This is a genomic window from Bacillus aquiflavi (assembly GCF_019915265.1).
GTDB classification, from domain to species: Bacteria; Bacillota; Bacilli; order Bacillales; family Cytobacillaceae; genus Bacillus_BT; species Bacillus_BT aquiflavi.
Genome location: NZ_CP082780.1, coordinates 2,427,355 through 2,449,480 on the forward strand (window position 1 = coordinate 2,427,355; position 22,126 = coordinate 2,449,480).

The 22,126-nt window shown below is 35.7% G+C and carries 22 protein-coding genes and 2 pseudogenes; 2 read left to right on the plus strand and 22 right to left on the minus strand.

Annotation, left to right across the window (positions count from 1 at the left end):
* Nucleotides 1-128 precede the first annotated feature (128 nt).
* From K6959_RS11795 to K6959_RS11815, 7 genes are all read right to left on the minus strand, one after another.
* On the minus strand, nucleotides 129-641 hold the full coding sequence (locus tag K6959_RS11795; RefSeq protein WP_163240702.1) for an adenine phosphoribosyltransferase: 513 nt from the start codon (nucleotides 639-641) through the stop codon (nucleotides 129-131).
* Nucleotides 632-2,998 carry a single-stranded-DNA-specific exonuclease RecJ gene (recJ, locus tag K6959_RS11800; RefSeq protein WP_223086589.1) on the minus strand — a complete coding sequence of 789 codons (2,367 nt, stop codon included), beginning with the start codon at nucleotides 2,996-2,998 and terminating at the stop codon, nucleotides 632-634. Before recJ ends, K6959_RS11795 begins: the two co-directional genes overlap by 10 nt.
* Before the next feature lie 333 nt (nucleotides 2,999-3,331).
* Nucleotides 3,332-3,700, minus strand: coding sequence for a group II intron maturase-specific domain-containing protein (locus tag K6959_RS19205; protein WP_316252548.1), 369 nt, complete (start codon nucleotides 3,698-3,700; stop codon nucleotides 3,332-3,334).
* On the minus strand, nucleotides 3,649-3,873 hold the full coding sequence (locus K6959_RS19210) for a hypothetical protein (protein WP_316252549.1): 225 nt from the start codon (nucleotides 3,871-3,873) through the stop codon (nucleotides 3,649-3,651). The genes K6959_RS19205 and K6959_RS19210 overlap by 52 nt, the downstream gene beginning before the upstream one ends.
* A gap of 94 nt (nucleotides 3,874-3,967) precedes the next feature.
* Nucleotides 3,968-4,186, minus strand: coding sequence for a hypothetical protein (locus K6959_RS19215; protein WP_262421780.1), 219 nt, complete (start codon nucleotides 4,184-4,186; stop codon nucleotides 3,968-3,970).
* A gap of 700 nt (nucleotides 4,187-4,886) precedes the next feature.
* Nucleotides 4,887-7,160: a protein translocase subunit SecDF gene (secDF, locus tag K6959_RS11810; protein ID WP_223086591.1), complete on the minus strand. Its 2,274-nt coding sequence runs from the start codon at nucleotides 7,158-7,160 to the stop codon at nucleotides 4,887-4,889.
* Nucleotides 7,161-7,308: 148 nt separating this feature from the next.
* Nucleotides 7,309-7,608: a post-transcriptional regulator gene (locus K6959_RS11815; RefSeq protein WP_163241815.1), complete on the minus strand. Its 300-nt coding sequence runs from the start codon at nucleotides 7,606-7,608 to the stop codon at nucleotides 7,309-7,311.
* A gap of 165 nt (nucleotides 7,609-7,773) precedes the next feature.
* On the opposite strand from K6959_RS11815, the gene spoVB reads away from it, so the two are divergent.
* Nucleotides 7,774-9,339, plus strand: a complete 1,566-nt coding sequence (spoVB, locus tag K6959_RS11820; RefSeq protein WP_163241816.1) for a stage V sporulation protein B — start codon at nucleotides 7,774-7,776, stop codon at nucleotides 9,337-9,339.
* A 248-nt stretch (nucleotides 9,340-9,587) separates the two neighbouring features.
* Here the strand turns inward: spoVB and K6959_RS11825 are convergent, their stop codons facing one another.
* Complete coding sequence (locus tag K6959_RS11825; protein WP_163241817.1) at nucleotides 9,588-10,253, minus strand: DUF421 domain-containing protein; 666 nt, start codon at nucleotides 10,251-10,253, stop codon at nucleotides 9,588-9,590.
* Nucleotides 10,254-10,440: 187 nt separating this feature from the next.
* Here K6959_RS11825 and K6959_RS11830 point away from each other — a divergent pair, with 187 nt between their 5' ends.
* Nucleotides 10,441-10,824, plus strand: coding sequence for a TIGR04086 family membrane protein (locus K6959_RS11830; protein ID WP_223086592.1), 384 nt, complete (start codon nucleotides 10,441-10,443; stop codon nucleotides 10,822-10,824).
* Between the two features lie 48 nt (nucleotides 10,825-10,872).
* On the opposite strand, the gene yajC is transcribed toward K6959_RS11830, so the two are convergent.
* The 14 genes and pseudogenes from yajC to nadA all read right to left on the minus strand — a co-directional run bounded on the left by yajC (nucleotide 10,873) and on the right by nadA (nucleotide 22,116).
* On the minus strand, nucleotides 10,873-11,133 hold the full coding sequence (gene yajC, locus K6959_RS11835; protein WP_163241819.1) for a preprotein translocase subunit YajC: 261 nt from the start codon (nucleotides 11,131-11,133) through the stop codon (nucleotides 10,873-10,875).
* A 27-nt stretch (nucleotides 11,134-11,160) separates the two neighbouring features.
* Entirely contained in the window at nucleotides 11,161-12,300 is a 1,140-nt protein-coding gene (gene tgt / locus K6959_RS11840; protein WP_223086594.1) for a tRNA guanosine(34) transglycosylase Tgt, read from the minus strand.
* 47 nt (nucleotides 12,301-12,347) lie between these two features.
* Complete coding sequence (queA, locus tag K6959_RS11845; protein ID WP_163241821.1) at nucleotides 12,348-13,376, minus strand: tRNA preQ1(34) S-adenosylmethionine ribosyltransferase-isomerase QueA; 1,029 nt, start codon at nucleotides 13,374-13,376, stop codon at nucleotides 12,348-12,350.
* A gap of 33 nt (nucleotides 13,377-13,409) precedes the next feature.
* Nucleotides 13,410-13,616 (minus strand): DUF2905 domain-containing protein, encoded by a 207-nt coding sequence (locus tag K6959_RS11850; RefSeq protein WP_163241822.1) that lies wholly within the window; start codon nucleotides 13,614-13,616, stop codon nucleotides 13,410-13,412.
* Nucleotides 13,617-13,619: 3 nt separating this feature from the next.
* The gene (gene ruvB / locus K6959_RS11855) at nucleotides 13,620-14,615 is read right to left on the minus strand and encodes a Holliday junction branch migration DNA helicase RuvB (RefSeq protein WP_163241823.1); all 996 of its coding nucleotides are present in this window, start codon (nucleotides 14,613-14,615) and stop codon (nucleotides 13,620-13,622) included.
* A gap of 36 nt (nucleotides 14,616-14,651) precedes the next feature.
* Nucleotides 14,652-15,250: pseudogene (gene ruvA / locus K6959_RS11860) on the minus strand (Holliday junction branch migration protein RuvA).
* Between the two features lie 156 nt (nucleotides 15,251-15,406).
* A complete protein-coding gene (locus K6959_RS19220) occupies nucleotides 15,407-15,592 on the minus strand; it encodes a BofC C-terminal domain-containing protein (RefSeq protein WP_316252550.1) in 186 nt (61 codons plus the stop codon).
* Nucleotides 15,565-15,981: a BofC N-terminal domain-containing protein gene (locus K6959_RS11865; RefSeq protein WP_262421781.1), complete on the minus strand. Its 417-nt coding sequence runs from the start codon at nucleotides 15,979-15,981 to the stop codon at nucleotides 15,565-15,567. Before K6959_RS11865 ends, K6959_RS19220 begins: the two co-directional genes overlap by 28 nt.
* Nucleotides 15,982-16,228: 247 nt before the next feature.
* Nucleotides 16,229-16,957: a YebC/PmpR family DNA-binding transcriptional regulator gene (locus tag K6959_RS11870; RefSeq protein ID WP_163241826.1), complete on the minus strand. Its 729-nt coding sequence runs from the start codon at nucleotides 16,955-16,957 to the stop codon at nucleotides 16,229-16,231.
* Nucleotides 16,958-17,118: 161 nt separating this feature from the next.
* A complete protein-coding gene (locus K6959_RS11875) occupies nucleotides 17,119-17,715 on the minus strand; it encodes a spore cortex protein CoxA (RefSeq protein WP_163241827.1) in 597 nt (198 codons plus the stop codon).
* 97 nt (nucleotides 17,716-17,812) lie between these two features.
* Nucleotides 17,813-18,553 carry an NAD(+) synthase gene (gene nadE, locus K6959_RS11880; RefSeq protein WP_163241828.1) on the minus strand — a complete coding sequence of 247 codons (741 nt, stop codon included), beginning with the start codon at nucleotides 18,551-18,553 and terminating at the stop codon, nucleotides 17,813-17,815.
* Between the two features lie 186 nt (nucleotides 18,554-18,739).
* Complete coding sequence (locus K6959_RS11885; RefSeq protein WP_223086596.1) at nucleotides 18,740-19,558, minus strand: phosphotransferase; 819 nt, start codon at nucleotides 19,556-19,558, stop codon at nucleotides 18,740-18,742.
* Between the two features lie 909 nt (nucleotides 19,559-20,467).
* Nucleotides 20,468-20,615, minus strand: a pseudogene (safA, locus tag K6959_RS20030) (SafA/ExsA family spore coat assembly protein); the annotation flags it as partial.
* A gap of 391 nt (nucleotides 20,616-21,006) precedes the next feature.
* Complete coding sequence (gene nadA / locus K6959_RS11895; RefSeq protein ID WP_223086599.1) at nucleotides 21,007-22,116, minus strand: quinolinate synthase NadA; 1,110 nt, start codon at nucleotides 22,114-22,116, stop codon at nucleotides 21,007-21,009.
* Between the last annotated feature and the right edge of the window lie 10 nt (nucleotides 22,117-22,126).

Sequence of the window (22,126 nt, forward strand, 5' to 3'; positions counted from 1 at the left end):
CAATTAAATGATTGTTTAGAGCTCTTGCTTATAATACAAGGGAAAATGAAAAGGACAGATGAGGCAGCAAATCTTCTGCATAATCTATCCTTTGTTTACACTCCATATTATTGAATTAAAAGGTCTTTTTAATATTTCATTAATGTTAACACATCGTAACCTTCAAGCTTATTTCGACCTTCAAGATAAGTTAATTCGATTAAAAAGGCTATACCGGCAACAATTCCGCCAAGTTCCTCTACAAGCTTAATTGTTGCTTCAATCGTTCCTCCCGTAGCAAGAAGATCATCAATAACTAAAACCCTTTGACCTGGCTTAATTGCATCCTTATGAATTGTTAATACGTCCTTCCCATATTCAAGTCCGTATTCTACTTTTATTGTCTCACGCGGAAGTTTTCCTTCTTTTCGTACTGGAGCAAATCCTACTCCTAATGCATAGGCAACTGGGCATCCAATAATAAACCCCCGTGCTTCTGGACCTACAATAATGTCTGCTTTTACTTCATTGGCATATTTTACAATTTGATCAGTTGCATATTTATATGCCTCACCATTATCCATTAATGTCGTTATATCTTTAAATTTAATGCCAGGCTTGGGCCAATCAGGGACAATGGTAACATATTTTTTTAAATCCATTCTTTTGCTGCCTCCTCATTTTTCACAGGCTCTTGTGAATGTACGTCAAACCAGTTTTTAAGTTGGTTGTACGAAGAATATAGTAAATCTTTTTCAAGAGCAATTTGTGCTTGCTTTCTTTTATATGTTGGAGATTCTGTTAAATCTCGTTTTTTAACCGTATTTGTTAAAGAAATAAATCCATTGTTTATTTTAGCAAAATTTAAATCAAAAAACACCTGTGACATAAAATCAACTGTTTCATGTGACCAGCCCCGATATTTTGCAAGTTCATCACCAAATTTATTTAAATCAAACGGTCCTTTTTTCGCCAAAAAAGCATAATACCATTTAAAATGTTCCCTTGTCGGTATTGTACTAAAAAAGTCACTGCTTGCTTTATAAAAGTGAACATAAATTCTCTCTAGTGTTTTTCCCATTATTAAATGATGCAATAACTCTTTTTCTATCGGCAAGTCGACTAATACAGCATTTATCCCTTTAAGCTGTAATGCAGCCGCTTCAGCAGTTGATCGGATCAAACAAATTTCCTCGTTAGAATTTAATTTAAGCTTGTCCATTGTGTTTTGTTGAAAAACGATCCATTTTCGATTTTCATTTGGGATCACTTCAACGAGCTTTTCAAATCTTTTTATACCGCGTAAATCAAATAATTGCCATGTCGTAACGGCCAAATCATGTAAAAAAAGTTGCGGTTTACGAATATTATTCCATTCATTAATCGAAACTTCTCCAATAGCCGATAGTTTTGAAGACGGTGAAATATGTTCATATAAATGACCCATTCTAAAACCAACTGCATCTAAAGTAATACCGTTTTCCTCAAAATGAACTTTTAAGTGATTTTTATCAGCACCTATTTTTCTAATTGACGCAATACTAACATCCTCTATTAATATTTTCGGCTTTGGGTTGTCCATACCAAATGGAGCTAGCTTAAAAACTTGCAAAATCGTGTCTATGTTAATATCTTCTATAAAAACTTTTGCATCAAGCTCAGTAATCGGTGTAAAATCTTTAGCAGTTAACTGTTTTTTAGCAAGATGATGTAAGCGGTTTTTAAGCTCAGAAATATCCTCACTTTTTAATGTCATCCCTGCTGCCATTTGATGGCCTCCAAAGTGAGGAAGAATATCTTTACATGATGATAAATTTTTAAATAAATCAAAGCCAGCAATACTTCGAGCAGAACCTTTAGCCAATCCAGTTTCGGAATCAATACTTAACACAATTGTCGGGCGATAGAAGCGCTCGGTTAGCCTAGAAGCTACTATACCAATTACACCAGAGTTCCATCCTTCTTTTTCAATGACGAGGACGGGATTTTCGTCTAAATGATGATGCTCCTCAACAATTTGTACTGCTTCTTCTGTTATTTTATTTACGAGTGTTTGTCTGTCTATATTCCATTGTTCAATTTTATTTGCTAGCTGTTCTCCTTCGAGAGGATCTTCCGTTAATAGTAAATTTACTGCTGGATCAGCTTGGTCTAACCTGCCGACTGCATTGATTCTTGGGGCTAATGCAAAACCGATTGTCTCCTCATTAATAGTTATTTGCTCGATTTGTGCTTTTTTAAATAGTGCTTTAAGACCTATCCTGTTAGTCGTTCTTAATTTTTCAATTCCTAATTTAGTTATTAAGCGATTCTCCCCTTGCAATGACACAAGATCAGCGACTGTGCCGATCGCGGCAATATCAAGAAGGTGGGTCGGAACTTGACCATATAGTGCATGAGCTAACTTCATTGCTACACCAACTCCGGCCAACTCTGTAAAAGGATAATAGCTATCTTTTAGTTTTGGATGGATAATCGCATATGCATTTGGTAGAGCAGGCCCAGGCTCATGGTGATCAGTAATAATTAAATCAATTCCTAGCTCTTTAGCAATGTTTGCCTCATTAAGAGCTGCGATTCCCGTGTCAACTGTAATGATTAAAGTTACCCCTGCTTTTGCAGCTTTCTTAAAAGCAGCTTCATTTGGGCCATAGCCTTCAGTAAATCGATTTGGTATGTAGTACCGTACATTTGCCCCTAATTCCTGAAGAGTGAGCATCATAATAGATGTGCTGCAAACCCCATCAGCATCATAATCACCATAAATTAAAATAGATTCCTGCAATTGAATTGCTAATTTTATCCGTTCAACTGCGATGCTCATATCTTTAAATAGAAAAGGATCATGAAATGTTTGATTTTCTTCACATAAAAAAAACCGTGCAGACTCAACGGTATCTATTCCTCGATTGACGAGTAATGAAGCAACAAGAGGTGTTATGTTTAATTCGTTAACAAGTTCTTGTACTTTATTTTGATCAGCTTGTCGAACACTCCATCTAGTTTTTGATCTTAACACACGTTTCACCCCTCAACCTTTCTTATTATACTAAAGGGTGATTTTGGTTTCAAATGATTATTCTTTATGTTACTGTCACCCAGGATGTATTTTAACAAACAATATTCCTTTTTTATGAATATTTAGGCTGCGGCGAAAGTATAACAGTAAGAGCTTATTGTAGATAGTTGATCCGCTTTTTTAAAAATTCACTCATCGAGTAGAGAGGAAAGTTATTTAACTTCCCATCCCTCTCACACCACCGTACGTACGGTTCCGTATACGGCGGTTCAACTTATGTTGCAGTATGAACTTCTAAGTAATAATCTAAGGCGAAGGGGATTCCTCTTTGCTTTAGACGTTTATTGATAATGCTGTTTGAACAACTTTCGATAGCCCTATGTACCGATATCCTTTTCGGCAATAGGTCAGTCCTTTGGCTTCTTCTTCAGGTATACCCAATTGAATAAGTGATTGGATTCGCTTCTTATTACTTTTCCATTGTTTCCAAATGATGACTCGTAACCTAGAGCGCAATTTCGCATCAGTAGTGGTGAGTATCTTTTTCAACTTCGCGATTTTAAAGTAGTTCACCCATCCGTAAATAACTTGTCTTAATTTCATTATCCTGTTATTTAGGGAGATTCCTTGGTTGCGTTTCGTTAGCTGTTTTAGCTTTCTTTGGAATTTTCCGTACCGAATCTTGATGCGCTCGTGGTTGATATTTTTTTCGTATGCGTATCATAATAGAATCCAAATCCTAGAAATTTCGTATTTCCTGGTCTTGATATTCTACTTTTCTCTGCGTTTACGATTAACCCAAGTTTCTTTTCGATAAAATTTGTGATAGATTTCATGACACGATTGGCTGCTTTTTCACTTTTGACGAAGATGATGCTATCATCCGCATATCTGACGAAATTTAGATTTCTTGCTTCTAATTCCTTATCTCATTCATTAAGCATGATGTTGCTTAATAGCGGACTCAGGTTACCACCTTGCGGTGTTCCAATGGGGAGTGTTTTCACGTTTCCCATTCACCATTACTCCACTTGTTAGATATTTTCGTATGAGTATGAGTGATATGACATCGCCATCCTTGATTGTATAAGAAATTATTCTCATTAACTTATCATGATGGACAGTATCAAAGAAGCGTTCTAGATCAATATCATTTTCATTACTTAATATTTCTTCTAAAAGTTCCATACTCGTTTCTTCCTTTCCTTTTCTGTGATGAAAGACATTTCGCTTTTGAGTATCCTTTGGGATACGCCCATACTTACTTTCCTCATTAACACATTCTGAAATTTATCTCTCATGCATCCATGGTGTTAGAAACACTATAAATTGTTCCACCCTTCATGACTTTTGTCATTACTATGGTTTCTGCTGACTTCTCACGATAAACCTTATTCGACCAGTTTTCTTTATAGGGGACTCCTCAACTGTTCGTGAGACCTCCCAAGGTAAGACATTTATCTTTCCTCTTTTTATCTGCCTGATTTACTTCACAGAGTTACGCACATCTTTTGGACTTTGACTTGTTTAGTAGTCTTATCCTTCTGTAAAGCCTTGGTATCAGATTTCTGTTCGTCAGACCAAGATTTTGGTACACGCTTCCTTCAGCTCTTGCCTCACGACAAGCACCTTGCGCTTCCCTAGTGGTTGGATGATGTGTTCCCCCACAGTGGACTTGCACCACCTAGATAAATGCCATGCCTGGCACACTAATAAAAAGACCGCAGGAAAATCCTGCAGTCAAACGATTGACAAACGCTCGCATTGTTCGTTGTAAGCTTATGAACGATTGTTCTATTCGCTTTCGTTTTATTGCTCGGCGCCTCGACTAGTCTAGAAAAACTAATTTAAATATTGATTCTGTTTACGCAGGAAAATCCTGCAGTTATTATACTTGAGGTTGTGATGAATTTTTGCGCTTTTCTTTATATGTTTTCAAAATACCTTTTTTCTTAAGCTCTTTATTTTTCCAAACCACCCATAGTTGTGCGGCAATAAATAATGATGAATATGTTCCGGCAATTAATCCGACAAGCAAGGCGAAAGAAAAGTTTCGAATTGACTCACTTCCAAAAATCAATAAAGCAATTACCGCTACGATAACGGTTAGTCCTGTATTAATAGATCTAGTTAACGTCTGCCGTAAGCTTTTATTTACAACTTCAGCAAGATCTGAAAATGTTTTTAAACGTTTTTTCTTTTGCATATTTTCCCGCATCCGATCAAAAGTTACGATCGTATCATTAATTGAATATCCAACGATTGTTAAAACAGCAGCAATGAATGTTAAATCAACCTCCATCCGCGTAATACTAAATAATGCGATAATAAAGAACGCATCATGTAGTAATGCGAGGACTGCAGGTATTGCCATCGCAAGTTCAAAGCGAATCGTTACATATAAAATAATCCCTAGTGACGCAATTAAGACAGCAATAAACGCATTTTTTGCCAGCTCTTTCCCAACAGTAGGTGAAACTGTACTTACACCTGGCTCATTCCCATACCTTTCTTTTAACTCGGATTTTATTAAAGCAATTTCGTCTTTTGACAGTACCCCTATAAAACGCACAACTCCTATTTCATCGTTGTTTCCAGATACAACGATATCACTTGCATCTATATCCAGCTTTAAATTTTCTAAGTCAGATTTAATTGTTGCTGTTGCTAATGGTTCTGATGAAAGAATTTCAACCCGAGTTCCACTCGCAAAGTCGATTCCTAAATTTAGGCGAAATGTAAATAATGTGATGACACCTATTAAAATTAATACGCCTGATAAAGTGAAGAATTTTTTCCGATGCTTCACAAAATCGAATTTATCAAATTTTGTTGGCAGATCTAAAGTATCATAACTTTCTGCAATATCTTTAATATCTTTTTTCTTTACCCCGAACCATTGTGGCTTTTTATTAAAGATTTTACTATTTACCCAGAGTCCTAACAAAAATCTTGAACCGTAAACTGCTGTTAGAAAGCTGACTAAAATACTGACAATCAACATCGTTGCAAAACCTTTTACTGAGCTGTTCCCATATATAAACAACACAACGGCAGCTAAAATAGTTGTAAGGTTTGCATCTAAAATACTTGAAAAGGAATTTTTATTCCCCGCTTTGTATGAAGACTTTATTGATTTTCCTACTTTAATTTCTTCTTTTATTCGTTCGTATGTTAATATGTTGGCATCTACTGCCATTCCCACACCGAGAATAAGAGCAGCTATTCCAGGCAATGTTAAGACACCATTCATCCAATCAAAGATTAGTAAAATTAAATAAATATAAATAGATAACGTGATCGTAGCAATCAATCCCGGGAAACGGTAATAAGCAATCATAAAGAGGAAAATAAAAGCAATACCAATTAATCCGCCTAAAATAGTCTTTTCCATTGCTTGTTCCCCAAATTGTGCTCCAACAGATGTAGAATATACTTCGTCAAGTTGGACAGGGAGAGCGCCAGCATTTAAAAGATTTGCTAAAGTAGTCGCTTCTTCCATAGTAAAACTACCAACAATTGAAACAGTATCATCATTAAATACGTTTGATACTTGTGGAGCGGATAAGAATTTGGGATCTTCCTTTACAGCCTCATTCGCGTATGAATCTTTTCCCTCCTCAAAGTCCAGCCAAATAACAAGGAGGTTGTTCGGCGAGCCCATGTTCATAATTTCTTCTGTTACTTCACGAAATTTATCAGCGCTTTTTAATTTTAAAGAAACACTTGGTCTTCCATTCTCATCAAAGGTTTGGGTTGCACCACCTTCAACTAAGTCAGATCCATCTAATTTTTTGTTATCATTAACATCCCTAAATGAAAGGTGTGCTTCTGTAGAAAGCATTTCCCTCGCTTTATTTTGATCATCAACTCCAGCTAGCTGCACACGAATTCGATTTTCTCCTTCAATTTGGATGTTAGGCTCGCTCACCCCTAGTACATTAATCCGCTTATTTAAAGCTTCAGCGGTACTAGTAAGCATATCTTTGTCAATTTTTTGGTCTTTATCAATTGGCTTTACTTCATATAAAACCTCAAAACCGCCTTGGAGGTCCAAGCCAAGCTTGATATTGCTTAAAATATTATTCGTTGTTAAGCCCATTGTACTTCCGATTAAAATGATGATCAGAAAAAAGGCAATAATGCGACCTCGTTTTACCATTATTTGGAAATCCCCCTTAATATCAACCCGCTTTTATTAGCGGTGGACTCAGTAACATTCTCATTATGAAATAGATTATAAAGGCTGTCAATTTGAGTAAAAAAATGAGTATTAAAACTTTTAAAAACTTATACGTAAAAATTAATATTTAATCCTTAAGTAATTCTTCTCGTTCTTTCTCATTATGTAAAATAAAATCCATATCTTTATACGCCTCGACCATAGCATAGTTCATATATTCTACAACGCTAATTGACATAATATCTTGAACAATTTCATAAAGGCGTTTGTCCTTTTTCGGTTTCCGCCACTTTTTTTCTTGGAGAAACATCCATAGCTCCTCATCAGTCATCGTTTCATATCCAAATAAAGCAAATTCCTCTATTTTTGAGTTTATTGCAGGCTGTACTTGTTTACGAAAACGGTCGTACATATGGTCACTATCCATGCAAATTTCCCTCCCCTCATGATTTGATCACTTTTTATCCTAAATGTTTCAAGTTTAATCAGAACAACCAAAAAGAAAAAACATACTTGTCATGCTTTGTCCACTTTCATGCATATAGTTAATTGTATATGATATCACCTTTTTTGAGAAGGCAGGGAGTTAAATGTGTCTAAGTTTTTAAAAGGGACATTAATTTTATTAATAGCAGGTTTGCTCACGAGAATATTAGGATTTATTAATCGAATTGTTATAGCGCGATTTATTGGGGAAGAAGGTGTTGGACTATATATGATGGTATTTCCGACACTTATGCTTGTCATTACAATCACACAGCTTGGTCTTCCCGTCGCCATTTCAAAACGCGTCGCCGAAGCTGAAGCGATAGGAAATTTTAAAAAAGTTAAAAAAATATTAGTTGTTTCTCTTGCTGCAACAATCTCGCTTTCAATTATTTTTACACCAGCGCTCATGTTATTGGCTCCATATTTATCAAAAACGTTATTTACAGATCCACGTACATTTTACCCGCTCTTCGCCATTGCACCAATTACGCCGATTGTAGCTATTTCATCGGTCATAAGAGGATACTTTCAAGGTAGGCAAAACATGAAACCAGCGGCAACTTCACAAGTGCTTGAACAACTTGTAAGAATTGCTTTAATTGCAGTATTAACAAAAGCATTCATACCATATGGAATTGAATATGCAGCAGCTGCAGCAATGGTTGCCTCAGTATTTGGCGAGTTTGCGTCCTTACTTTACTTAGTTACAGCATTTAAGCTTAAAAAACGGTTCAAATTGCGTAAAGATTTTTTTCAATATGTTCAAGCGGGAAAAAGTACGTTTTCTAGCTTAATGAGCATTGCTTTACCTACAATGGGAAGCCGAATGATCGGATCTATTTCTTGGTTTTTTGAACCAATTGTCGTTGCCCATGGTCTAGCAATAGCAGGCGTTGCAACTGCAGAAGCAACGAAGCAATACGGATCATTAACTGGATTTGCACTGCCGCTTTTAATGTTGCCGTCTTTTATCACCCATTCTTTATCTACATCTCTTGTTCCCGCAATAAGTGAAGCGAACTCAAGAAATGATCATTCTTTAATCGAATATCGATTACAACAAGCATTGCGTTTTGTTTTATTAACAGGCGGAATCGCAATCGCTAGTTTATACATTTTGGCCGAGCCTTTAATGAAAGTCATGTATGGTTCGACAAGCGGAGCACAATTTATAAAATTAATGGCACCATTTTTCTTATTTTCATATTTACAAGCCCCGTTGCAAGCAACTTTACAGGCTTTAGATTTAGCAAGAGCAGCAATGATTAATAGCCTTATTGGGGCGGTTGTGAAAACCGCAGTCATTTTTCTTTTAGCTAGTCAGTCAAGCTTTGGAATAAATGGAGCTGCATTAGGGATACTTATTGGGATTGTACTAGTAACAGTACTCCATTTTGCTACAATTTTAAAAAGGATTTATTTTTCTATTTATATTCCTTACTATATTAAAACATTTTTAGTCATCATATTAACCGGTTTCATAGGCAAATCGGTTTTTAAAACTATTCAAATAGATGCTCTTCCATTAAAAGTACTGGCAACTATTATAACAATGGCATGTTTGTATATGTTTCTCTTATTGTTATTTCGATTAATAAAAAAAGCAGAACTGTTACGAATTCCACTAATCGGAAATTTATTAGCTAAAATTGTATATTGGAAAAGATAAGAAATGAGTGTTCATCTATAAAGAAAAGATTCCTATTTGTAACTTAGAAAAAGTTTACGCCCTCAATTGCAAATAGAAAGAGCATGTTTTGAAAAAAATTGTTCAAAGCATGCTCTTATTGGGTGAAAGAAAAACCTGATGACTCCAACCTTATTTCAAGACAAAATCAAAAGATTATCCAAAAGCACGCATTCAATCTGAAAGCAAAATAAAACATCGTTCATCAATCAATAACAAACAGAAAGCGTTTAACTCTTCTGTTCTTTTCCATCTTTTAGATCAATAAAAAACTGACCATCCTGAAAGCTGCAAAAAGAAATGTCCTTTAAATTATCGTAACCCCGTTTTCGAAGCTCTTGTCTTAGCCAGAAATTCGTTTTATTTATTTTAGTTAAATTTTCATCACGGACATTCCCATCAACAATAAGTGGAAGTGTGATCTCACCACTTTTTTTCTTATTTTTTTCCTTTTTAATGACAGAAAGCCTTCCACTTGTTTCTAAAATAGCAAACTCAACATCAGCAATATTTCTTATATCCTTTTCTCGCAACTGAAGAAGAAGGTCATCAAAGTTATACCGTTGACTCCTCATCGCCTTCTCGTCTATTTTTCCTTTATTAATGATAACAGTCGGTTTTCCATCCATTAACAGTCGGAATCGTTGACTTTTCAATGAAAAATAAGCCAATGTCATTTGAATCAGCATTAAAAAAACCATCGGAACAATTGTATAGAAAATCGTCGATTGTCGATCTTCAATTGCTATCGCTGCCATTTCTGCAATCATCATAAATACAACTAAATCTAAAATACTTAACTCCCCAATTTCTCTTTTACCCATTAAACGAAATATAACGAAAATTAATATGTAAAGTAAGAACGTTCTTAAAATAATCGTTAAATACTCTTCCATGACTGCTTCCCCCTTCTATAATATGATATGTTTAGCTTCTACCATCAAGTGTGAAACATAATACGAATCTTTTTCCAAAAGTAATATTTAACAATTTTTATTCTATTTTTTAGACGAGTGAATATGTTTGTACTAAAGAAGACTTGTTTGTTTCGGTATAGAAACAAATTAGAAGGGGGGTAAAAAGGTGGAATCAAAAGGCTTCAGCATTTCAGTCTTGTATGGTTTGATCGCTATTTTTTTAATTGCTATTATAAGCAGCCTTCTTTTTTCACTTATTTTAACATTTACTTCTGTACAAGAAACATCATTACGATTAATCATAACGATCATTTCTTTTTTAAGTTTGTTTATTGGTGGATTTATTTCTGGCGGAAAAGGAAAAAGAAAAGGGTGGCTCCTTGGCGGATTAACAGGGATCATTTATACTTTCTTTGTTTTTTTATTTATATTTCTTGGACATGACAGTTTATTTACAATGAATCAACTTATTTACCAAATAAGCTATATTATCGTGGCTATGATCGGTGGAATTTTAGGAGTTAACATGACTAAATCAAGAGCAGCTTAAGGAAAACTCGCCATTGCAAGCGAGTTTTCCTTACATTTAAAGATCATTTTATTCAGTAACTTCGCGAACAGCTCCTCGATCGTATGTAAGACGACTTCCATCACCGCATTTTATCACTATTGTGTTCTCATCTAGAGCATCAACAACTCCATGTAAGCCGCCAATCGTTACAATGTTGTCACCCTTTTTCAAGTCACTTTGCATTTGCTGAATGGCTTTTTGCCGCTTTTGCTGCGGGCGAATTAATAAAAAGTAAAACAAAACAAACATTAATAAGATTGGACCAATTGTAGCAATTAAATTTTCCACCTTATTCACTCCTTTCCACTCGTTTTTTTAAAAATTTTTAGCATTCGGCTTTTTAAGGCCATATCGTTCAAAAAACTCATCTTTAAAGTCACCTAGACGATCTTCATAAATCGCTTGTCTGACTTGCTCCATTAATTTTAACAGAAAATAAAGATTATGATAAGTTGTTAAACGAATTCCGAAAGTTTCATTACAACGAATGAGATGACGAATATATGCACGAGTATAATTTCTGCAAGTATAACAGTCACAATTTTCGTCAAGCGGTCTAAAATCTCGGGCATAGGTTGCATTTTTTACAACAAGACGTCCAGTACTTGTCATTAAAGTTCCGTTACGAGCAATTCTCGTCGGTAAAACACAATCAAACATATCTATTCCCCGAATTGAACCTTCTATTAATGCATCTGGTGAACCGACTCCCATTAAATAACGCGGTTTATTTGTCGGCAGAAGCGGAGTTGTAAATTCTAAAACACGATACATGATGTCTTTAGGTTCCCCAACAGAAAGCCCACCAATCGCATAACCAGGAAAATCAAGAGAAACAAGATCATGTACACTTTGCTTACGCAATTCCTCATATTCTCCTCCTTGAACAATCCCAAAGAGGCCTTGTTCATTAGGACGCTTATGAAAGTTTAGACAGCGTTCTGCCCAACGCGACGTTCGCTCGACTGATTTTTTCATATATTCAAATGATGCGGGATATGGGGGACATTCATCAAAAGCCATCATAATATCAGAACCGAGATCGTTTTGAATTTCGATTGCTTTCTCAGGAGATAAGAATAGCTTGTCTCCATTTAAATGATTCCGAAAATGAACGCCTTCCTCTTCTATCTGACGAAATTCGCTTAAACTAAAAACTTGAAATCCTCCGGAATCTGTTAAAATAGCTCGATCCCAATTCATAAATTTATGTAAGCCGCCAGCCTCTTTTACAATATCATGCCCAGGCCTAAGCCACAAATGATATGTGTTACTTAAAATGATCCCTGCGTCAATTTCTTTTAAATCTTCAGGTGACATTGTTTTCACTGTTGCAAGGGTTCCAACTGGCATGAAGGCAGGTGTATCAAAGGAACCGTGCGGTGTATAAACACGACCAAGGCGTGCGCCAGTCTGTTTACACTTTTTAATTAATTCATAACGAATCGCACTCAAAGTTGTTGACTCCTTTCAAAGCTTGGAAATTAATTTATTTTTTTAAGTTATTTAATTAGCATTGCATCACCAAAGCTGAAAAAGCGATACTTTTCCATGACAGCTGTTCTATATGCGTGTAAAATAGCTTCCCGGCCAGCAAGAGCACTTACTAACATAATAAGGGTTGATTTCGGTAAATGGAAATTTGTTATCATACCATCAATCGCCTTAAATTGATAACCAGGAAAAATAAAAATATCTGTCCAGCCGCTTTCTCCTTTAAACATACCGTTATTTGCAGAAGCGATCGTTTCAAGAGTGCGGGTTGACGTTGTACCTACTGTAATAATTTTTCCACCTTGTTCACGTACATCATTTAAAAGCTGAGCCGTTCTTTCTGAAATATGATAATACTCAGAGTGCATTTCATGATCAGCGATATTTTCTACATTAACTGGTCTAAATGTACCGAGTCCTACATGAAGAGTAATAAAAGCAAGATGAATGCCAGCTTCTTTAAGCTGGTTCAGTAATTCCTCAGTAAAATGAAGCCCTGCAGTAGGCGCAGCAGCTGATCCTTCATGACGAGCAAAAACAGTTTGATAACGTTCTTTACTATCCAGTTGTTCTTTAATATATGGAGGTAGGGGCATTTCCCCTAATTCATCTAATATTTCATAAAAAATCCCATTATATTGAAAGTCAAGAATTCTTCCTCCATGTTCGTTTTCACCAACACATACTGCAGATAAAATTCCGTTTCCGAAGATGATTTTTGTTCCGATTTTAACTCTCTTTGCTGGTTTAACGAGTGTTTCCCATCGATCGCCATCACATTGTTTTAATAAAAGGACTTCGATTTTTGCACCTGTACCGCTTTTTATCCCAAAGAGCCTGGCGGGTAAAACACGAGTATCATTTAAAACGAGGCAATCACCCTTTTGCAAATATGACCCGATATTTTTAAAAATGTCATGAGTGAGCATTCCCGTTTCTTTATTTAATACCATAAGTCGGCTATCAGTTCGGTTTTCTAATGGTGTTTGGGCAATCAATTCCTCTGGTAAATGAAAATCAAATAAGTCTACTTTCATGATCTCACCTTTCTATTTATCCCAAATAACCCGCTAGCGAAAGCGGCTAAAAAAATAAAGAACAACAGATAATATAACGCTTAAAAGGATAGATGTCACAATCGGAAAGTAAAATGTCGTATTTCCCTTTTTTATCACAATATCTCCAGGAAGTTTTCCGATGTTAATAAATTGCATGAGAAAGCCAATTAAAAAAATGATACCTCCAATAATCATGAACAGCTTTGACATACCTGTCACTCTTTAGGGCACCTCCATGTGGAAATGTTGATAGACTAGCTCTGTGACGATTCTTCCCCGTGGTGTTCTTTGTAAAAAGCCAATCTGCAATAAATAAGGTTCATATACATCTTCAATTGTATGTGCTTCTTCCCCAATTGTTGCTGATATCGTCTCGAGCCCAACTGGCCCTCCCCGAAATTTCTCAATAATCCCTTTAAGTAATTTATGATCAATATGATCTAAACCTAAACGGTCAACTTGTAACTTTTCGAGTGCTTGATTAGCTGCGATAATGTCAATGGTTCCATCCCCATTAACTTGTGCAAAATCACGCACTCTTCTTAAAAGACGATTAGCTATTCTTGGAGTTCCCCTAGACCTTCTTGCAATCTCTGTTGCTGCAGAAAGTTCGATTTGTGTACTTAATACTTCAGAGGTTCTAATCACTATTTCTGTTAACTGTTCCACATCGTAAAATTCAAGCCGGCTTAGGACACCAAAGCGATCACGCAACGGGGCTGATATTGCACCTGCTCTTGTTGTAGCACCTACGAGAGTAAATGGCGGCAAGTCTAAGCGAATTGACCTTGCACTATCCCCACTCCCTACAACAATATCAAGACAAAAATCTTCCATTGCTGGATACAAAACTTCTTCAATGGCTCTTGGCAGCCGGTGAATTTCATCAATAAACAAAACATCTCCAGGCTCAAGCGCTGTTAGAATTGCAGCCAAGTCCCCTGGGCGTTCAATGGCGGGACCGGATGTTGTTCGAATACTTACTCCCATCTCATGAGAAATAATTGTTGCAAGGGTTGTCTTCCCTAACCCTGGAGGTCCATATAGAAGCACATGATCAAGGCTTTCTTGACGAAGCTTAGCCGCCTTAATAAAAACTTCTAAATTCTCCTTTACTTTCGTTTGACCGATATATTGTCTTAAGGTTTGGGGACGTAAGCTTTGCTCAAACGTAATATCTTGATTATCAGCTTCATTTGATATAATTCGTTCTTCCACCAATACATCACCCTCACTAATTTTTGAAGAAATTTTTTATTTTAACAGCTTCTGTAATGCAAGCTTTATATATTGATCTGTCGTCCGTTTTTCCTTTTGTAAACTAGGAGTAATCTTTGCCAATTCTCTTTCAGAGTAACCTAATGCTTTCAAAGCCAAAATAGCGTCGTCAAACTCAACAGAACTTTTTGTATTTTTTTCAGGTTTGACATTCGCTGCTGGTGAATATGAAAAATGGTCTAATTTTCCTTTCAGGTCTAGAATCATTTGCCGGGCAGTTTTCTTCCCTACTCCTGGAAATTTCATTAAAAATGCATCGTCCTCTTTCTCAATCGCTTGTACTAGTTGTTCTGGCTGACCAGATGCTAAAATAGCTAAAGCCCCTTTCGGACCAATCCCTGTTACACTGATTAGCTTAATAAATAGCGCTTTTTCTTCACGCGATTGAAAACCATATAAGGCTAAAATATCTTCCCTTACATGCTGGTACGTGTAAATGATTCATTCCTCTTCTAGCTTTCCCGAGTATACAAACGGATTAGGAGTAGCAATTTGATATCCAATCCCATTATTTTTTCAATTACAACATATTCAGGTCCGACAAAATGAATCCGTCCTTTAATAAACTCATACAATTTACTTCGCTCCTCTGTCTTCATCGTACATCATTGTAACATACCGCTAAAAAAAAATTAACATCTTAATAGCTTAGACACAACAAAAAAATAGGAAAAAGGACCGGATAATCCGATCCTTCAAATCACTAATTAAAATAAAAGCCTTCAGACTAATCAAGGTCTTACATCGAAGAATATAAGTGCCTTTAATTTTTTTTGCTTTTCTAGTAAAGAGTAATGTTGAAATGCTTCTATCACTTCAAAATATTTGTCTTTTGTTCTTATCGGTATTCCCTTTTTCAATTGATCATGCAGCTGACTTTCTAATTTTTTTACATCAATTTGAAAAAAAGATTGAATAACATTGGCATCTTCTGGTTTACCATAAAAATCGTAAAGATCCCTTCCTCAGTTATTCCAAAAAATCCGTTTTCTTTTAGAACGGGGAAAAATATCATCAACTTGCTGCTGAAAAAAACAGCCTTTCCTTCTTGCAAATCGATTAAATTCCACTCATCATATTTTGCCCAGAAATCCTCTAAGGACCATATCGTTTCAACAATTTCTTCTTCGCTCATTTCTCCATCTAAGTATACTCGCTCTAAAATGATTGATAATTTTAATGGATCAGATACATGCAAATCAGAATCCGCAATCACTTTTTTTTGATTCATAATAATCATTACACAAACAAATATGACAGAAACGATCATTTTTAATATTGTTAACATGGTCCATCTGGATCTCATCATGATCACCTCTATATTATTAAAAAGCTGTTTTTATTATTTATAGTTTAACCACACATGACAAGTTTATCCAAATTAAAAACCTGTAATATAAATTTTTTACAGACTTGCTAAAAATAAAAACAATAGGCACCTGAAATTTTATATTCAGGCGCCCAAATTTTTTCTGTTTTTAGTTCATGTAATGAGTCTGATGGAACAATTCAAATATTGACTTTGTAAAAATCAGTGTTCTATTTATCGCACATTACTCTTCTTCAAAATTATGATAAACATCTTGAACATCATCATCATCTTCAAGCATGTCTAACATTTTCTCCATTTTAGCCGCTTGTTCTTCCGGCAATTTCGTATATGTTTGCGGTACCATTGTTATTTCAGCTTCAACAAACGTAAAGCCAGCTTGAGATAAATTTTCTTTTACAGTAAAAAAGCTTTCTTGATCTGTAAAAATTTCAAAAACTTCGTCACTTGTTTCAAGTTCCTCTCCACCAGCTTCGATGACTTGAAGCAGCATTTCATCCTCATCAAGATCAAGTCCTTCTCTCGAAATAGCTAAATATCCTTTTCGATCAAAAAGATAAGAAACACAGCCACTTTCACCAAGGTTTCCGCTATTCTTTGAAAAGGCGAGTCGAACATTTGATGCTGTCCTGTTTTTATTGTCTGTTAAACATGAAACCATTACAGCTACTCCCCCTGGACCGTAGCCTTCATAAATGATTTCTTCATAATGGGCACCATCTGTATTCCCTGTCGCTTTGTTAATTGCACGTTGAATATTATCGTTTGGCATGTTAGCTTCTTTTGCCTTATCAATTACTAAGCGTAGAGCCGCATTCGTTGCAGGATCTCCACCGCCGCTTTTAGCTGCTACATAAAGCTCCTTAGCAAATTTCATAAATACTTTTCCACGTTTAGCATCTTGGGCATTTTTACGCCGTTGAATGTTTTTCCATTTAGAATGTCCAGCCATTCTAAATCCCCTCTCTTTAAAAAATACATAGCACTCGTTTAAACAAGGCTTTCTTACTTTATTACAATAAAAGTCCATTTTTACTATAACATAAAAAAAGAACAGAAACAAAAGAGCAAAGATCATAAAGATCATTTGTTCTAATTGTTTCTGTCATAAGATTAACGTTGACTATTACGAGTATTAGTTAATGTCCCTTCATCAATGACAACTTTAATCGATTTTCCATTTAGAAAAGGATTAACCCTTTGTTTAATTTTTTTCTTTGTTTCTTTTTCTTTTGCTTGATCAAATAAAACAACCGAAATTAAAACCTTTTCATCACCGTAAGCGATTGAATGAATATCCTTCACATTATCAGTCTCTGCAGTCACTTTTTCAATTTGATTTACAAGCTCTCTAACGTGAGCATTTTCATGCTTCGTTCTATCAACATTTAAGTGCCCATGATAATTTGCATCAGCATGACTATAATGATGATCACGCTTAAACCAGTTTAGGTTATTTCTTATATTTGTTCTGCTGTTATTCCCATCTTCACCTAAAGTACGATCAAGCATATCGATTACAGGACCATCGTTGTCATTAAAAAAGTTTGAATTATTTTGTTGATGGTTTTCATTTGAATAGTAACCGATCGGTTGAGTTTGATCAGTATAACGTTCATCTTGAACTGCCGTTTCATCATTCATATTACACCCTGCTAAGCTAGATGCAACGAGTGCAGTAAGTGAAAATGAATAACACCATTTCCTCAAATGAAAAACCCCCTCGTTTATATGAGCATACAAATGCTCAAGATTATGTTGTGAGCGAAGGGAATTTTTCATTCTAACAGTTACATCCAGCTATAACTTAAAATTTTGGCGGAATTGCTGCAATTTTTCGTTTATGCTCTGATCGCTCATGTAGCTTTTCAATTATTTCTCGGTCTGTTTCTGGAATTTCTTCTCCTCTTAAATAACGATCAATCATTTCGTAGGTTATTCCCATCTCATTTTCATCTGTTTGACCTTCCCAAAGTCCTGCACTTGGTGGCTTGTTTATAACACTTTCTGGCACATGTAACGTTTTGGCGAGTTCTTTTACCTCTCCTTTTGTAAAATGTACAAGTGGTAATAAATCAACCCCACCATCACCATATTTTGTAAAGTATCCAGTGTACCATTCAGCTGCATTATCTGTTCCAATAACTAAATAGCCATAATTATTAGCAATCGTGTATAATGTTGTCATCCGAAGGCGAGCTCGTGTATTCGCATCACCAATTTTGACCATTTTTTCATTCCATTCATTTTTTGCTTTAAGTTTCGTTTCAATTTCAGAAAATAAAATATTATGTGCCGAAGTTAAATCAATGAGATGAAAATCAATTCCACTGCTTTCAACTACTTTCATTGCATCTTCTTGATCGGTTGAATGACTTTTGCAAGGCATAATAACCCCTAAAGAATGATTCGGAAAGGCACGCTTGATTAAATGGGCAACAACTGCTGAATCAATTCCGCCACTTAATCCAACAACCGCCCCCTTTGCACCTGCTTCGTTTACTTTTATCCTTAACCAGTTTACTAATTCAGAAATTGCTTCTTTCATTTTGTTCTTCCTTTCACTTAACGTGCTGCAATTATTTTAACATATTCTTTATCTCGTTTATAAATCGTTGACGTAAGTAGAATTGACCGATTGTTAATTGTAAAAGGTGTCGAATTTTCGCAGGATCGTAATATGTCTTTTCTTTAAGCATTCTATTCCATTCACGATAAATATCCGTTGGAAATATTAGCGCATATAAAAAAACTTTTTTTCTTTCATATATTTTTTCAATTGATCGAAAGCCATTAATTCAAAAGCGGACCATTTTATAAACGGTAAAATTCTATTCGCATATTGAAGTAAATCAGTAAAAGGAAATCCAACGCTAATAAGATCAAAATCGATTAAATAAAGCTCCTTATTTATATCACGGATAAAGTTATGGTGAGCAACATCACCATGTAAAATTACTTTTTGTTCATTCGGAAAAATGATTTCTTCTTTAGATAATTCATTTATCGCCCAATCCCCCCATCTTACAAGCTCATAAAGAAAATCTTCTTGAATAAAATATTTTAAATGCTGAATATTTAGAAGAAATTGCGAATACCGTTCTTTCCACTTTATTAGTAAATTAAAACTCGGCAATCGTTCCTCAAATTTTTCGACTAACTGCTTTGTAGCATAATGAAATTTTATAATTGTCTCCAAGCCATTTTTTCGATCCTTTTCATCCTTATAATGAAAAGGAACAGCGCTTGGCTTAATATATTCTAAACATCCGAAGTATAGCTGATTAACAAACAAAGGCTCCTTAAAAAGAGGAATAAAAGAATAACTATGGGAAAAACCAGCTTCTTTTAAAGATTGTGTAAAGTCGTCCTGCAGTTTTAATTGGCGCTTACTCTTAAATCCTTTTAAAATATACTCACCAGTAGATATCGTTAAAAAATAAACGTTTTTTCTAATTTTCGTTACATTTTCTACTTGAATATCTTCTTTTAAAAAGGAGAGGAGACGATTCATTGTTTTATCGTCTCCTCTGTTATTAACGATCGTATTCACTGCTTTCTTCTTCAGATCGTGGCATCCCAAATGCCCCTGCCCCCATCGTATCATATGGTTGCATATACGGTTGCGGACCAGCACCATACGGCATATATCCAGGTTGCGGCATGTATCCTGCTTGCGGCCCATATCCCATTGGGGCCATAGCTGGAGATGGACCATAGCCCCCTCCGGCCGGAATTTGCATAGCAGGCGCTTGCGGCATGTATTGAGGGGGTACAGGTACGTTCTCAACAGGGGCATTCATTGGACCGTATTGCCCCATCATATGGTAATTCATATCACCCATATGAGGCATGAATGAAGAAGATGATGACTCATCTTTCATATGCATATGATGATGCATATAACTAGAACTTTCAGAGCCATGCATCATTCCGTGATAACCTGGCATCATTGCAGTACCTTGTACTTGTGGATATGGCATTGGCTGTGGGTGACAACACGTCATCGGCTGTTGAACTGGATAATGATAACCATACCCCGGCATTACTGGTGAAATAGGTGTACAGCATGATGGATGATAATACATAGGCTGACAAAGACCTCCTTGTGGTTGTGGTGGAATATATGCATATTTCTTCTCAGGACTTTCAGGGCTTTCTTCCTTTTCAATACCAGGTAAAATATAGACTGGTTTAGGTGGGATGTATGGTTGGACTTGTGGTTGCTGTTGTTGCATCGACATCTTTGCCATATTAACCATATAGTAATTATTAATATCTATTTCCGGCATTGTAGGCTGCGGCATAATTGGTACAGTTGGAACAATCGGCTTTTCTTTTTTTGGCTTTACTTTTTTCGGTACCTCTTTTGGCATTACTGGTTGTTTTTTTTTCTTTTCTTTTACTATGGGGGCTTCCTTCATTTTTCCGTCATGCATTTTCTTTTTGACAGTCCCCCCCATAGTTGGTACTTTAATTTTCATCCCTGGCATAATTAAATCAGGATTACTAAGATGGGAATTTACTTTTTTTAGCTCTTCAAAATTCACCCCATATTTCTTGGCGATTTTCCAAAGAGTATCCCCTTTCTGCACAATATGGATCTTCACTCTTTTTTCCCTCCTATGGCATCAGTCCATATATTGTATGTGAAAATGGGCAAATTGCTATTATTCTTCTCAAAAACTTATGCGATTTCGTTGTAAATTATGAATCATTATTGCTGAAATAATCTTAAAAAACAAATATTCACAAAAAAATCCTCTTAAATCTAAAAAGCATAAAAACGAGCAAACTTGAAAAAATTACTCTATTAATCGAAAAGAAACCATTGCATGAACAAACACTTATCTGGGGAAACAACAATGTCGAATTTGTCGATATTTCATTTATCGAAATTGAATGCAGGACAAAAATAATAGTTCTAAAGATATGAATAAAAAAATGGTCTTAGATTAAACTCTAAGGACCATTTTTCATTTTTTTCATTGGAACTATTTTTTATGTTCGTTCAAGCATTCGACTTAAGGCAAGTTTCGCTTTTGAAGCAGTATCATCGTCAATGTGAATCACATTATGAGGCTGATCATTTTTGATTGCGTCTAATGCCCACGCTAAATGAGGAAGATCAATTCTATTCATCGTTAAACAAGGGCACATATGAGGATTTAACGAAATAATCTTCTTATCCGGATGTTGCTTAATTAAACGGTTAACGAGATTCATTTCTGTTCCGATCGCCCATGAAGAACCTTTTTCTGCTTTTTCTATTGTCTTTATAATATAATTCGTTGATCCTGATTCATCAGCTAAACGGACTACCTCATGTTGACATTCAGGGTGAACAATCACTTTCATTGTTGGTTCTTTATGACGAACTTCACTAATATTCTCAACGGTAAAGTTTTCATGAACTGAACAATGCCCTTTCCATAAAATTACTTTCACTTTCTTAATATCATCACCTTCAAACAGGAGCTGTTCCTCATGCGGATCCCAAACAGCCATTTCTTCAAGTTTAATTCCCAACTTAAAGGCTGTATTTCTTCCAAGGTGCTGATCAGGTAAAAATAATATTCGTTCTTTTAAAGAAAGTGCCCATTTAACCATTTTTTCTGCATTTGAAGACGTTACAGTTGCCCCACCTTTTTTTCCAACAAACGCTTTTATCGCGGCTGTTGAATTCACATATGTTAATGGTAAAATACTATCAGCATAAAGCCTTTGCAAATGTTCCCATGCCCGCTCAGTTTGTTCAATGTCAGCCATATCTGCCATTGAACAACCTGCTCGCATATCGGGAAGGATAACGGTTTGGTGATCCTTTGTTAAAATATCAGCAGTCTCTGCCATAAAGTGTACGCCGCAAAAAACAATATACTGTGCATCACGATTTTTGGCCGCAATTTGTGCAAGCTGAAGTGAATCACCACTTACGTCAGCAAATTGAATGACTTCATCTCTCTGGTAGTGATGTCCAGGAATAAATAATTTATTTCCAAACACCCCTTTTATTTCCCTAATTTTTTGTTCAAGCTGTTCTTGAGACATTTGGCGGTAGTATGCCGGAATTGTTTTTGGTTCATTTTTAATTAATTGTAAAATATCCATATTTACCCTC

What these genes read in the sequence shown, in the direction of transcription:
- K6959_RS11795 (WP_163240702.1), bottom strand. Translation starts at nt 641, where the DNA reads ATGGATTTAAAAAAATATGTTACCATTGTCCCTGATTGGCCCAAGCCT.
- K6959_RS19215 (WP_262421780.1), bottom strand. Translation starts at nt 4,186, where the DNA reads ATGGAACTTTTAGAAGAAATATTAAGTAATGAAAATGATATTGATCTA.
- secDF (WP_223086591.1), bottom strand. Translation starts at nt 7,160, where the DNA reads ATGGTAAAACGAGGTCGCATTATTGCCTTTTTTCTGATCATCATTTTA.
- K6959_RS11815 (WP_163241815.1), bottom strand. Translation starts at nt 7,608, where the DNA reads ATGGATAGTGACCATATGTACGACCGTTTTCGTAAACAAGTACAGCCT.
- K6959_RS11825 (WP_163241817.1), bottom strand. Translation starts at nt 10,253, where the DNA reads ATGGAAGAGTATTTAACGATTATTTTAAGAACGTTCTTACTTTACATA.
- queA (WP_163241821.1), bottom strand. Translation starts at nt 13,376, where the DNA reads ATGAAAGTAGACTTATTTGATTTTCATTTACCAGAGGAATTGATTGCC.
- K6959_RS11865 (WP_262421781.1), bottom strand. Translation starts at nt 15,981, where the DNA reads ATGAGATCCAGATGGACCATGTTAACAATATTAAAAATGATCGTTTCT.
- K6959_RS11870 (WP_163241826.1), bottom strand. Translation starts at nt 16,957, where the DNA reads ATGGCTGGACATTCTAAATGGAAAAACATTCAACGGCGTAAAAATGCC.
- nadE (WP_163241828.1), bottom strand. Translation starts at nt 18,553, where the DNA reads ATGAAAGAAGCAATTTCTGAATTAGTAAACTGGTTAAGGATAAAAGTA.
- nadA (WP_223086599.1), bottom strand. Translation starts at nt 22,116, where the DNA reads ATGGATATTTTACAATTAATTAAAAATGAACCAAAAACAATTCCGGCA.